The 12,447-nt window shown below is 68.5% G+C and carries 12 protein-coding genes; 5 read left to right on the top strand and 7 right to left on the bottom strand.

The features are described 5' to 3' along the window. The first annotated feature begins 29 nt into the window (after positions 1–29). From WFQ67_RS25980 to WFQ67_RS25970, 3 genes are read left to right on the top strand one after another with little or no spacing between them, the layout of a single operon-like run. Positions 30–1,376 (top strand): MATE family efflux transporter, encoded by a 1,347-nt coding sequence (locus tag WFQ67_RS25980; protein WP_213626442.1) that lies wholly within the window; start codon positions 30–32, stop codon positions 1,374–1,376. A gap of 12 nt (positions 1,377–1,388) precedes the next feature. After that, on the top strand, positions 1,389–2,417 hold the full coding sequence (locus WFQ67_RS25975; protein WP_337058600.1) for a sensor domain-containing diguanylate cyclase: 1,029 nt from the start codon (positions 1,389–1,391) through the stop codon (positions 2,415–2,417). Between the two features lie 52 nt (positions 2,418–2,469). Then, on the top strand, positions 2,470–2,925 hold the full coding sequence (locus WFQ67_RS25970; RefSeq protein ID WP_337058599.1) for a DUF2214 family protein: 456 nt from the start codon (positions 2,470–2,472) through the stop codon (positions 2,923–2,925). Positions 2,926–2,931: 6 nt separating this feature from the next. Here the strand turns inward: WFQ67_RS25970 and WFQ67_RS25965 are convergent, their stop codons facing one another. Genes WFQ67_RS25965 through WFQ67_RS25955 form a run of 3 tightly spaced genes read right to left on the bottom strand, consistent with a single transcriptional unit; the run spans position 2,932 to position 4,462 of the window. Then, on the bottom strand, positions 2,932–3,363 hold the full coding sequence (locus WFQ67_RS25965) for a carboxymuconolactone decarboxylase family protein (RefSeq protein ID WP_213626448.1): 432 nt from the start codon (positions 3,361–3,363) through the stop codon (positions 2,932–2,934). Further along, positions 3,360–3,983 (bottom strand): FMN-dependent NADH-azoreductase, encoded by a 624-nt coding sequence (locus tag WFQ67_RS25960; protein WP_213626450.1) that lies wholly within the window; start codon positions 3,981–3,983, stop codon positions 3,360–3,362. Before WFQ67_RS25960 ends, WFQ67_RS25965 begins: the two co-directional genes overlap by 4 nt. A 2-nt stretch (positions 3,984–3,985) precedes the next feature. Then, the gene (locus tag WFQ67_RS25955) at positions 3,986–4,462 is read right to left on the bottom strand and encodes a GNAT family N-acetyltransferase (RefSeq protein ID WP_337058598.1); all 477 of its coding nucleotides are present in this window, start codon (positions 4,460–4,462) and stop codon (positions 3,986–3,988) included. Between the two features lie 93 nt (positions 4,463–4,555). Here WFQ67_RS25955 and pdxR point away from each other — a divergent pair, with 93 nt between their 5' ends. Beyond that, entirely contained in the window at positions 4,556–5,980 is a 1,425-nt protein-coding gene (pdxR, locus tag WFQ67_RS25950) for a MocR-like pyridoxine biosynthesis transcription factor PdxR (RefSeq protein ID WP_442969631.1), read from the top strand. Positions 5,981–6,153: 173 nt separating this feature from the next. Here pdxR and speA read toward each other — a convergent pair whose 3' ends face one another. The 4 genes from speA to WFQ67_RS25930 all read right to left on the bottom strand — a co-directional run bounded on the left by speA (position 6,154) and on the right by WFQ67_RS25930 (position 10,506). Continuing rightward, complete coding sequence (gene speA, locus WFQ67_RS25945; protein WP_213626454.1) at positions 6,154–8,067, bottom strand: arginine decarboxylase; 1,914 nt, start codon at positions 8,065–8,067, stop codon at positions 6,154–6,156. 131 nt (positions 8,068–8,198) lie between these two features. Beyond that, on the bottom strand, positions 8,199–8,570 hold the full coding sequence (locus tag WFQ67_RS25940; RefSeq protein ID WP_173171531.1) for a translation initiation factor Sui1: 372 nt from the start codon (positions 8,568–8,570) through the stop codon (positions 8,199–8,201). A gap of 341 nt (positions 8,571–8,911) precedes the next feature. Continuing rightward, entirely contained in the window at positions 8,912–9,439 is a 528-nt protein-coding gene (locus WFQ67_RS25935) for an NUDIX domain-containing protein (RefSeq protein ID WP_213626458.1), read from the bottom strand. Further along, positions 9,439–10,506: a DUF2333 family protein gene (locus tag WFQ67_RS25930; RefSeq protein ID WP_213626460.1), complete on the bottom strand. Its 1,068-nt coding sequence runs from the start codon at positions 10,504–10,506 to the stop codon at positions 9,439–9,441. The genes WFQ67_RS25935 and WFQ67_RS25930 overlap by 1 nt, the downstream gene beginning before the upstream one ends. Before the next feature lie 300 nt (positions 10,507–10,806). Between WFQ67_RS25930 and WFQ67_RS25925 the strand changes: the two genes are divergently transcribed. Beyond that, positions 10,807–12,420, top strand: a complete 1,614-nt coding sequence (locus WFQ67_RS25925) for a PleD family two-component system response regulator (RefSeq protein ID WP_337058596.1) — start codon at positions 10,807–10,809, stop codon at positions 12,418–12,420. Positions 12,421–12,447: the final 27 nt, after the last annotated feature.

Here is a 12,447-nt window from a genome sequence, read left to right as displayed (position 1 = left end):
ATACTGCGCAGCCCTCCCGGAGCCACCGTATGAGCGCATTGGTCGACGCCTGGCGGCACGCCCCCACCCATCGCCGGGTCTGGGCGCTGGCCGCACCGATGATCCTCTCCAACATCTCCGTGCCCCTGGTGGCGCTGGTGGACAGCACCGTGGTCGGCCACCTGCCCCATGCCCACCAGTTGGGCGCCGTGGCGGTAGGCAGCACCCTGTACATGCTGCTGCTCGGGGTGCTGGGCTTCCTGCGCATGGGCACCACCGGTTTCGCCGCCCAGGCCGCCGGACGTGCCGATGGCGGGGCCCTGCGCCAGGTGCTGCTGCAGGGGCTGGGCCTGGCAGTGGGCCTGGCGCTGCTGCTGGGGCTGCTGGCGGTGCCCTTCAGCGGCCTGGCCCTGGGCTTGATGAACCCTTCGGCCGAACTGGACGCCATGACCCGCGAGTTCTTCCACCTGCGCCTGCTGGGGCTGCCTGCGGCGCTGGCCAACTACGCGCTGGTGGGCTGGTTCCTCGGCACCCAGAACGCACGCGCGCCGCTGGCCATCCTCCTGGGCACCAACCTGATCAACATCGCCCTGGCGCTGTGGTTCGTCCTCGGGCTCGACCTGGGCGTGGCCGGTGCCGCACAGGCGGCGGTGATCGCCGAATGGAGCGGTGCGCTGATCGGCCTGGCGCTGACCCGTGGCGCCCTGCGCCGCCACCCGGGGCGCATCGACTGGCCGGCTCTGCGCCTGTGGCGCGCCTGGCGCCCGCTACTGGCGGTGAACCGCGACATTTTCATCCGCTCGCTGGCGCTGCAGCTGGTGTTCTTCCTGCTGACGGTGCAGGGCACGCGCATGGGCGACGCCACGGTGGCGGCCAACGCGCTGCTGCTCAACGGCCTGCTGGTCACCGCCTATGCGCTGGACGGCCTGGCCCATGCGGTGGAGGCCCTGTGCGGCCACGCCATCGGCGCGCGCAACCGCCTGGAGCTGCGCCGTTCGCTGCTGGTGGCCGGCGCCTGGTCGTTACTGGCGAGCCTGGCCTTCGCGCTGTTCTTCGCCCTCGCCGGGGGGCTGTTCATCGACATGCAGAGCGACATCGGGGAGGTGCGCGCGGTTGCCCACGTCTATCTTCCTTACCTGGCGGTACTGCCGTTGGTGGCGGTGTGGAGCTACCTGCTGGACGGCCTGTTCATCGGCGCGACCCGGGCCCGGGAAATGCGCGATGCCATGCTGCTGGCGGTGCTGCTCGGCCTGCCCGTCGGCCTGCTGCTGCAACCTCATGGAAACCACGGCCTGTGGTTGGCGTTCCTATGTTTTATGCTGTTGCGCGGCCTCAGTCTCGGCGCCCTCGCCTGGCGCCTTTCCCGACGCGACGCCTGGTTCACGCATGCGAACTGACTGGAGAGATCTATGCTCGCCGCTCCGTGCTTCCCCGATGAAGACCGCCGCCAGAAGGCCCTGGACGAACAGGACGTTCTCGACACGCCCGCCGAGCTCTACCTGGACACCCTGGTGCGCCTGACCCAGGAGCTGTTCCAGGTGGAAACCGTGCTGATCAGCCTGGTGGACCGCAATCGCCAGTGGTTCAAGGCGCGTATCGGCATCGAGATCTCGGAGACCGCACGCGACATCTCTTTCTGCGGCCACGCCATCCTCGGCAATGGTCCTCTGCTGATTCCCGACGCGAGCTCCGACGCCCGCTTCAGCGACAACCCGCTGGTGGTCGCGCCCCCGTTCGTCCGCTTCTATGCCGGCCAGCCGCTGTTCTCCAGCAACGGCCTGCCCATCGGCACCCTGTGCATGCTCGACCCCAGGCCGCGCACCCTGGACCAGCAGGAGCTGTTCCGCCTGCGCGACCTGGCGACCCTGGCCGAGGGCTACCTGCAGTTGCGCGGCATGGCCCAGCAGACGCAGAACCTGCGTCGCGCCGTGGACCGCGAGCAGCGCAAGGCGATGATCGACCCGCTGACCCAGTTGTGGAACCGGAGCGCCCTGGCGCAGTTCTTCCCCAAGGAGATGGCCCGCGTCACCAAGGCCGGCCTGCGCCTGGGGGTGATCTATGCCGACCTCGATCACTTCAAGCGCGTCAACGACCAGCATGGCCACGCGGCCGGCGACCAGGTGCTGTGGGAGAGCTCGCGGCGCATGACGGCGGCGCTGCGGCCGGACGACCTGCTGGTGCGCATCGGCGGCGAGGAGTTCGTCGCCCTGGTGGCGGTGCATGACGGTGAGGAGTTGCAGCAGATCGCCGAGCGCCTGCGCCGCTGCATCGCCGAGAAGCCGGTGCGCGCCGCCGGCCAGGAGCTGGCCCAGACCCTCAGCGCCGGCACGTTGCTGGTGGGCCCCGAGCAATCGCAGAACGAAGCCCTGGACCTGGCCGACCGCGCCTTGTACCGGGCCAAGCAGAACGGCCGCAACCGTGTGGAGAGTGCCAACTGAAGCAGCCGGTCCCCCTATAAGAACAACCCCTGATGACCACAAAGGAGTTCACATGGCTCAAGCCATTGCTGCGTACCTGCACTACCTGTCGATCTTCATCCTCTTCTCGCTGCTGGTCCTGGAGCACCGCCTGTTCAAGCTGCCCCTGGACCTGGAGCGCGCGCGCAGCCTGATACGGGTGGACATAGCCTACGGCCTGAGCGCCGGCCTGGTGCTGGCCACCGGCCTGGCGCGGGTGCTGTGGTATGGCAAGGGCACCGAGTACTACCTGAAGAACAGCGTTTTCCACGCCAAGATCGGGCTCTTCGTCCTGGTGGCGCTGCTGTCCGCGTTGCCGACCTTCGTCTTCCTCAACTGGCGCAACGCGCTGAAGGCCGGCCAGGTGCCCGAGGTCGCCCCGAAGACCGCCAGGCTGGTGCTCATGGCGATCCGCCTGGAGCTGCTGGCGGTGCTGGTCATCCCGCTGCTGGCCGCGCTGATGGCGCGCGGCTTTGGCGTCATCTCCTGAGGCCCGTCACTGGCGCATGCCCACCGCCAGGCGGTTGAAGGCGTTCATCAAGGCCACGGCGAAGCTCAGGTCGGCGATCTGGGCCTCGCTGAAAAGCGACCGCAGGGGCTCGAAGGCCGAGTCCGGCGCACCGCTCGCCTCCAGCCGGGTCAGCGACTCGGCCCACTCCAGCGCCGCCCTCTCCTTCTCGCTATAGAGACCACTGACCCGCCAGCCGGCCAGGGCGTCGAGTCGTGCCTGCTGTTCGCCACGGGCACGCAGGGCCTTGCTGTGCATCTCCAGGCAGAAGGCGCAGCCGTTGATCTGCGAGATGCGCAGGTAGACCAGTTCGATCAGCTCCGCGCCGAGGCTGCTGGCTTCGAGGGCCTTCTTGGTGGCGGCCAGGCCCTGGTAGGCCTCGGGGGAGAGTTGGTAGTAGGGCAGGCGCAGGGTGCTCATGCGGGAACTCCAGGAAAGGGGGCGGCTTGGAAATAGGGGTTGTTGGCCAGGCGCGCGCGCGCCTGCCGCAGCGTCTCGGCCACGACGTCCGGGCCCTGGGCCAGGCCCTGCAGGTGGACGAACTCGACGTGATGCAGGCCGATCACGCCGAGGATGTGGCGCAGGTAGGGCGAGAGGAAATCCGCCTGGCTGGCCCTGGCGCCCAGGTAATTGCCACCCGAGCTGACCACCACGAAGGTCGGGCGGTCTTCCAAGAGGCCCTCCTTGTTGCCATCGACCATGGTGAAGCTGCGCTGGATGCGCACCACGTAGTCGAGCCAGAGCTTCAGCGCCGCCGGCACCATGTAGTTGTGCATGGGCGTGGAGATCAGCAGGTAATGGGCCTGCTCCAGCTCGTCGATCAGGTGCTCGGACAGCGCCAGGGCCGGGTCGTCGCGATGGGCGCGGCCGGTGACGGCGCGGGCGTAATCGCCGCACACAGGCGGCAGCGGCTCGCGCACCAGGTTGCGTACGGTGACCTGTGCGTTGGCGTGGATGCGCTCTGCCATTTCCCGGGCCAGTTGGCCACCGGGGGACGCGTCTTCGTTGGGGCTGCATTCGATCAGCAGGACACGGGGCATGGTCAGTTCTCCTGGGAGGGATGCGTGGCGGCGACGGGCAGCGGCCGGCTGAAGTGCAGGCCGGTGGACAGCAGGCCCTGGCGGAAATAAAAGCGCTGCGCCAGGGAATTGGCCAGTGCCGTATCCAGCACCAGGCGCTGGCAGCCGAGCCCGCCGCCGATCAGCGCCAGTTCCTCCAGCAGGCGGGCGCCCAGGCCCCGGCTGCGGTGCTGCGGGTCGGCCACCAGGTCGTCGACGTAGATGAAGCGCCCGTGGATCAGGTTCTCCAGCTCGCGGTAGCCGGCCAGGGCCAGCACCTGGCCGTCGCACCAGGCGCCGAGCAGGCGGTAGCCCTGGTGGGCCTGGCGGCGCACGCGGGCGATGAAGGTCGCGGCATCGGGCAATTGCGGGCGCAGCTCGCGCATGACCGGGAAGGCGGTACGCAGTTGGCCGTCCTCCTCCAGGTGGAGCAGTTCGATAGGGGGATGCGGATCGGGCATGGCCACTTTCCTCTTCTGGCGGAGCCGCTACTCTAGGCAGGCCATGGACCAGCCTACAGGTCCAAGAATCACCAAAACGACTGGGACATGAGCATGCCAGGCCACCCCCTGCCCCTGCACCTCGACCGCGGCCTCGACACACCGGTCTACCTGCAGCTGTACCAACGCTTCCGCGAAGCCATCGACCAGGGCCGCTTGCCGCCCGGAGCGCGCGTGCCCTCGCTGCGCAGCCTGGCCAGCGAGCTGAACCTGGCGCGCGGCACGGTGGAGGCGGCCTACCAGATGCTCATCGGCGAAGGCTACCTGCTGGCACGCGGCCCCGCCGGCACCTGCGTGTCGCCCCGCCTCGCCACGGCGCCACGGCCGCCCTCGCGCAGCACCAGGCCGGCGCGCCCCGAGCCCCGGTGCGAGACGCAAGCCGCGCCGCTGCCCTTCCAGCTCGGCCTGCCGGCGCTCGACGCCTTCCCGCGCAAGCTCTGGGCGCGCCTGGCGGCCCGGCGCCTGCGCGAGCTGGGCGGCAGCGCGCTGATGGTGCCGGACGCGGCCGGCCATGGCCCGCTGCGGGCAAGCCTGGCGGGGTACCTCGGCATCTCCCGGGGCATCCATTGCCGGCCGGAGCAGGTGTTCATCACCGCCGGCCACTGCGCCAGCCTGGCGCTGGTGCAGCGCGCACTGATGACGCCGGGCGACGCCATCTGGCTGGAAGACCCGGGCTACCTGCACGCCCGCCAGCTGCTGCAGGGCCTCGGCGTGCGCTGCGTGCCGGTCCCGGTGGACGGCGAGGGGCTGGTGGTGGACGCAGGCCAGCGCCTGGCACCCGACGCGCGCTTCGCCCTGGTCACGCCGACGCACCAGAGCCCCACCGGGGTCGCCCTCTCGCTGCCCCGGCGCCTGGCGTTGCTGGAGCGGGCGCAGCGGGTGGACGGCTGGGTGCTGGAGGACGACTACGACAGCGAGTACCGCTACCAGGGTCGCCCGCTGCCGGCGCTCAAGAGCCTGGACCGCGAAGGCCGGGTGCTCTATGCCGGCACCTTCAGCAAGGTGCTCTACCCCGGCCTGCGCCTGGCCTACCTGGTGGTGCCGGAACGGGAGGTGGAGCGCTTCCGCGGGGTCGCCGCGCAGTTCGGCGGCGGTTGCAGCGAGCTGTTGCAGGCCACGACGGCAGACTTCATCGACCAGGGCCATTTCGCCCGCCACCTGAAGAAGATGCGCAGCCTCTACGCCCGCCGCCGCGCCCATACCTGCGAGGCGCTGCTGGCGCACTGCGGGGAGCATCTGGATATCGACCTGCAGGCCGGCGGCATGCACCTGCTGGCCCGCCTCGCTGCGGGGAGCGACGATCGCCACATCGCCGAGCGTGCCCAGGCGGCGGGGCTCGCCGTGATCGCGCTGTCGCCCTGGTACCTGGGCGACGGCGGCGCGACGGGGCTCCTGCTGGGCTTCACCAATGTCGCCACGGCGGAGGAGGCGCGGCAGTTGGCGGGGCGGTTGCGGGAGGTGCTGGCGGAGTGTGGGTGACCCTTGGGGCCGCTGGGCGAATGAATTCGCCCCTACAGGGGATCGCGCGAGCTGAGGGTGAGGTGTCGAGCCTGAAGCTTCATCGCGAATGAATTCGCTCCCACAAAAGCAGGGCGGGTAGCCGCCCATGAAAAAGCCCGGCGCTGGGCCGGGCTCGTTCGTGGAGCGGTGGATCAGGACGACAGGTAGGACGAGCGGGTCAGGCCGAGACGCAGGGCGTCGACGTACTGGGTGCGCTCGCGGGCGCTGAGCTTGGCGCCGGAGACCTTGTCGCGGTAGAGCGCCATCAGCTCCTCCGGGGACAGGTGCACGTAGCGCAGCATGTCCTCGATGGTGTCGTGGGTCTCGATGCCGCCGTGGTACACGCTGCCATCCTCGCGCTGGTAGACGTTCACCGAGTCGGTGTCGCCGAACAGGTTGTGCATGTCGCCGAGGATCTCCTGGTAGGCGCCGACCAGGAACACGCCCAGCAGGTAGTCCTCGCCGTCGCGCACTTCGTGCACCGGCAGGCTGGTCTCGATGCTCTGCTCGTCGACGTACTGCTTGATCTTGCCGTCGGAGTCGCAGGTCAAATCCTGCAGCACCGCGCGGCGCACCGGCTCCTCGTCGAGGCGGTGCAGCGGCAGGATCGGCAGCACCTGGCCGATGGCCCAGGTGTCCGGCAGGCTCTGGAACACGGAGAAGTTGCAGATGTACTTCTCGGCCAGCTTGTCGTTCAGCTCGTCCAGCACCTGGCGGTGGGAACGCTGGCGGGCCTTGAGCTGGTTGTGCAGGCGGCGGCAGATGGCGAAGTAAGTCTGCTCGGCCAGGGCCTTCTGCGCCAGGGTCAGCTTGCCTTCGGCGTACTGGGTGGCGGCGTCGCTGATGTAGTGGGTCGCGCGCCAGTAGGTCTCGGTGACCATCTCGGCATCGGTCGGGCCGAGCATGTCGGCGAGCCAGCGGACGATCTCCGGCTGCTCTTCGAGGTTGGGGATCTTCGGCACCTCGTCGTTGTGGCGCTCGACGTCGGTCACCTGCATCACCAGCACCGCGTGGTGCGCGGTCATGGCGCGGCCGCTCTCGGAGAAGATGTGCGGGTGCGGCAGGCCCTGCGCGTCGCAGAACTCCTTGAGCATGCCCACCACCACGCCGGCGTAGTCGTCCATGTCGTAGTTGATGGAGCTGGCGTTGCGCGAGTGGGTGCCGTCGTAGTCGACACCCAGGCCGCCGCCGACGTCGATGTGGTCGACCGGCAGGCCGAGGCTGCGCAGCTCGGCGTAGAAGCGGATGGCTTCCTTGAAGCCGTGCTGGTAGTCGGCCAGGTTGGCGATCTGCGAGCCCATGTGGAAGTGCAGCAGGCGCACGCCCTGCTCCAGGCCGGCCTTGCGGAAGCGCTCGACCACCGACAGCAGCTGGGCGGCGGAGAGGCCGAACTTGGATTTCTCGCCACCGGTGTCGGCCCACTTGGAGGAGGCCAGGGACGACAGGCGCACGCGCAGGCCGACCTGGGGCGCGACCTTGAGTTCGGCCGCCTCCTCGATCACGTACTGAACCTCGGACTCCTTCTCGATCACGATGAAGACGTTGTGGCCGAGCTTCTGGCCCATCAGCGCCAGCTTGATGAACTCGCGGTCCTTGTAGCCGTTGCAGACGATGGTACCGCCCTTGGGCGCCAGGGCCAGCACGGCCAGCAGCTCGGGCTTGGAGCCGGCCTCCAGGCCGATGGAGACGTCCTGGGTGGCGATGATGTTCTCGACCACCGCTTCCTGCTGGTTGACCTTGATCGGGTAAAGCGCGGTGTAGCGGTTCTGGTACTCCAGGCGCGCGATGTTGGCGTCGAAGGCGCCGGTCAGCTGGCGCACGCGGTCCTGCAGGATGCCGGGGAAGCGCACCAGCAACGGCAGGGACAGCCCCGCCTCGCGCAGGTGGTCGACCTGCTCGAAAAGGTCGATCGGCTCGCTGTTGGCGCCGCCCGGACGCACTTCCACGCGCCCGGCGTCATTGATCGCGAAATAGCCGGCGCCCCAATGGCGGATGCCATAGACGCTGCGGCTGTCCGCTACTGTCCAGCTGCTGCCATCGTCCTTGCGCGTACGTCGTGCAGACATCGGAGTCCCCCTGTGGGATAGAAAAGTGCCAGGCCCGCCGGTCGTGCCGGGCGGGCCTGAGCAGGTTAATTCGGTCGTATGACGTTGGGGTGTTGACCGCACCCGGTGCGGTCAGTTTAGAAAGCCGGCACTCAGCCGCCGGATTTCTTGGCCTTGAAGCCGCGCTTGGCGAGCTCTTCGAGCAGCAGGTCCACGTGATCGCCCTGGATCTCGATCACACCGTCCTTCAGGGCGCCACCGGTGCCGCAGCGTCGCTTGAGCGCGCTGGCCAGCTCCTTGAGGGCATCCTCGTCGAGCGGCACCCCGCTGACGCTGGTGACGGTCTTGCCACCCCGGCCCTTGGTTTCACGGCGCACGCGGGCAATGCCGTCGCCAGCGGGCACGGTGGCTCGCTTGCAGGTGCAGGCGTCGATGGGCTGGGCGCAGTCCGGGCAATGCCGGCCGCTGTCGGTGGAGTACACCAGGCCGCCCAGGGCGGCGAAGGACGAAGCTTTCTTGACCACCGGCTTTCCTCGTAGGGGTCAGGATAGCGACTGGTCGGCGGGAGCCGACCGCGAAGCCCCACTCTGGCAGGGGCAGCGCAGACCCGGCGGGGAAGCCGGGCTTGAAAGGCGGCGAAATTTAGCAGCATTCGGCGCGAATGCTAAGTACGAAATTGCGCCATTGGTCGACAGAATCGCGACCTTCGCGCCCTGCTGTGCAGCATCCCGCACGAAAGGGTCCGGGATATTGCACAAACCCGCGCCTGGCGTGGGTTTGGCAGGGGAAAATGGGGGGCCGCAGGTTGGCATCGGGCGCGAGCGGTGGGCTGAGGCGGAGCGCCGCCCGGCCCACCCTGCGAGGGTCAAGCCGCAGTACGGAGGTAGAGCTGCAGGGCACGCTGGGAGTCGGGGCAGCAGGGTTGCAGCTGCGAGGCTCCGGCCAGATCGACGAAGCGCGCCTCGAGCACCTCCTCCGGCTGCAGCCGCAGCGGCGCATCGGAGACGGCGGAGAACACCGCGCACCAGAGACGGTTGCCCGGCTCGTCGAAGAAGAAGCGCCCGTGCTCGACCAGCGGAACGCCGGCGATGCCCAATTCCTCCTCCAGCTCGCGCTCGGCCGACTCGGCGTAGCCCTCCCCGGCCGCGACCATGCCGCCGGCGGCGAGGTCCCAGTAGCCGGGGTACACGGCCTTGCTCAGGGCGCGTCGGTGCACGCAGAGGCGCCCGGCGGAATCGAAGAGGAGGATGAAGGTGCCCCGCCCGATCAGACCCCGTTCACGCAGCTCGGCGCGAGGCAGTTCGCCGAGGAGGCGGTCCTGCTCGTCGACCCAGGCGATGCGCTCGGCATCGGAGGCGGCGCGGTGCGCCGCCTCGCGTTCGCTGATGGCCATCAGCCCTGCTCGAGCAGCTGGCGCAGGTCGATGATCGCGGCGTTGGCGCGGGAGATGTAGTTGGCCATCACCAGCGAGTGGTTGGCCAGCACGCCGAAGCCGCTGCCGTTGAGCACCATGGGGCTCCACAGCGGCTCCTGGGCGGCCTCCAGCTCGCGGATGATCTGGCGCACGCTGATGGTGGCGTTCTTCTTCGCCAGCACGTCGGCGAAGTCCACCTCGATGGCACGCAGGATGTGCGAGAGCGCCCAGGCCTGGCCACGGGCTTCGTAGAAGACGTTGTCGATCTGCAGCCAGGGTGTCTCGACGATCTCCTCGCTGACCTTCGGCACCACGCCTTCCTGGACTTCCTGGGCCTTCACGTCGGTGTTCAGGCGTACCCGGCCGACACTGGCGGACAGGCGCTGGGACAGCGAGCCCAGGCGGGTGGCGACATCACCCAGCCAGTTGTTGAGGTTGTCGGCGCGGGTATAGAACTGCGCGTTGGACTGGCTCGGGTCGGAGAGACGCGCGAGGTAGCGGTCAAGGGCGCGGATGCCTTCCTGGTACTCCGTCTCGGAGGCCGGCAGGGCCCAGCTCTTGTTGTCGAAGTTGAAGCGCGGCTCGGCTCGGGCGAGGTCGGCGTCCTCGGTGGATTGCGACTGCGAGCGGGCGAAGTCCTTGCGCAGGGCACGGGACAGGTCGCGCACCTGCACCAGCACGCCGTATTCCCAGCTGGGCATGTTGTCCAGCCAGAGGCCGGGCGGGGCGAGGTCGTTGGAGAGGTAGCCACCGGGCTTGTCGAGCAGCGTCTGGCCGACCTGCTTGAGGGTTTCCACCGTGGTGTAGCCGGTCACCAGCTTGCGCTGGGCGCGCTCGGCGGCGGCCTGGGCATTCTGCTGCACCGGGAACAGGCCGGGCTCCTGGCTCCAGTACCATCCCACCAGCGAGGCTGCCAGCAGGTAGACCACCAGCAGGGATCCAAGGGCACGGCTCAGCCAGATGCCGCCCAGGTAGCTGCGGACATCGTCCACCGAATCATCGACGCGATCTCGTGCCTGGCCCGCACGCTTCTTCCAGTCCAGCATGGCAATGTCCTTAAACTCATCAACTCGGCGAATTCGACAGCAACCTGCGGCGAGGGTGCCATCCGGGTCATGCACTATAAGTGAAGCGCCGAGCCTTGCCAGTGACAAATGGCCAAACCAAGAGTGGGCCGCAAGCTGAGACGGGGCGCACAGAGCAACTGTGACCCAATGGCTCCCGTTGAAAAAATACTGGCGCCAGTAGATCGGCGGTACTAGCGTACGCACTATCAAGTGCTAGCATAGCGCCACCATTCTGACCGCTCTCTCAACGTAGCGCGGCCGAGCATTAGAAGCAGTGCCATGAACGAGCCAGAAGATCCCAGTCGCGATCGCCTCAAGAATCACTTCGCACAGCGGGTGATCCACCAGGCACGACACCTTCTGGAAGTCTGGCAGCGCCTGCAGCGCGCCGAGTGGACCAGCGCCGACCTCACCGAGCTGACCGAGGCCAACGCCTACCTGCTGCGCTACGCGGAACGCTTCGAGCAGACCGAACACACCCAGCTGGCCCACGGCATCGCGGGCTGCCTGCGCGCCATCCAGGCCAACCGTGGCCGCCTCTCCAGCGACCTGATCACCGAGCTCAGCCAGCTGATGCAGCGTCTTTCGCGCACCGGCCTGCGCCATGGCGACCAACTGGAGCAGACCTTCCTGCCACCCTTGCGCAAGCCGGTCTACCTGGCCCTGCAGGACCAGGAGCGGGCCCAGCGCCTGGCCCAGCAGATGGACTTCTTCGGCCTCTTCGTGCAGACCTGCGACAGCGCCAACGCCTTCCGCGCCGCCATGGCCGAACGCCATCCGGCCGCCATCGTCATGGAAGTGGATTTCGCCGGGCGCGGCCTCGGCCTGGAGCTCGCCCTGGAGGCGCAGAAAGGCCTGGAGCACAAGCTGCCGGTGCTGTTCTTCAGCCATGAGGAAACCGATACACCGACCCGCCTGGCCGCCGTGCGCGCCGGTGGCCAGGAGTTCTTCACCGGCGCCCTGGATGCCTCCAGCCTGCTGGAGAAGATCGAGACCCTGACCCGCACCGCCCACTACGAGCCCTACCGGGTGCTCATCGTCGACGACTCCAAGGCCCAGGCGATGCACACCGAGATGGTGCTCAACAGCGCCGGCATCGTCACCCAGGCCATCACCGAGCCGGCCCTGGCCATGGGCGCGCTGGCCGAGTTCCAGCCGGACCTGATCATCCTCGACATGTACATGCCCGAGTGCCTGGGCACCGAGCTGGCCAAGGTGATCCGCCAGCACGAGCGCTACGTCAGCGTGCCGATCATCTACCTCTCGGCCGAGGACGACCTGGACAAGCAGCTGGATGCGATGAGCGAAGGCGGCGACGACTTCCTCACCAAGCCGATCAAGCCGCGCCACCTGATCGCCACGGTGCGCACCCGCGCCAAGCGCGCCCGCAGCCTGAAGGCGCGGATGGTGCGTGACAGCCTCACCGGCCTGTTCAACCACACCCACACCCTGCAGCTGCTGGAGGACGCCCGCTCGCGCGCGCGCCGCGACGGCACCCCGCTGACCTTCGCGATGATCGACATCGACCACTTCAAGAAGGTCAACGACACCTACGGCCACCCCATGGGCGACCGGGTGATCAAGAGCCTGGCGCTGTTCCTCAAGCAGCGCCTGCGCAAGACCGACCACATCGGTCGCTATGGCGGCGAGGAGTTCGCCATCGTCCTGCCCGACACCGACCTGCAGGCGGCGCAACGCGTGCTCGACGAGATCCGCCGGCGCTTCGCCGAGATCCACTACCCGGCGCAGCCCCACGACCTGTCCTGCACCTTCAGCTGCGGCATCGCCGAACTGCGCGACGGCGCCGACGGCAACCTCCTGTCCAAGCAGGCCGACGAAGCGCTCTATCGCGCCAAGCACGGCGGCCGCAACCGCGTCGAACTGTTCGACTGACAGCGGCCGGGCAGCGTGACGCAGTTC

It is taken from the genome of Pseudomonas sp. USHLN015 (genome assembly GCF_037153275.1).
GTDB classification, from domain to species: Bacteria; Pseudomonadota; Gammaproteobacteria; order Pseudomonadales; family Pseudomonadaceae; genus Metapseudomonas; species Metapseudomonas tohonis.
This window is presented reverse-complemented; position numbering and strand designations above follow the sequence as displayed.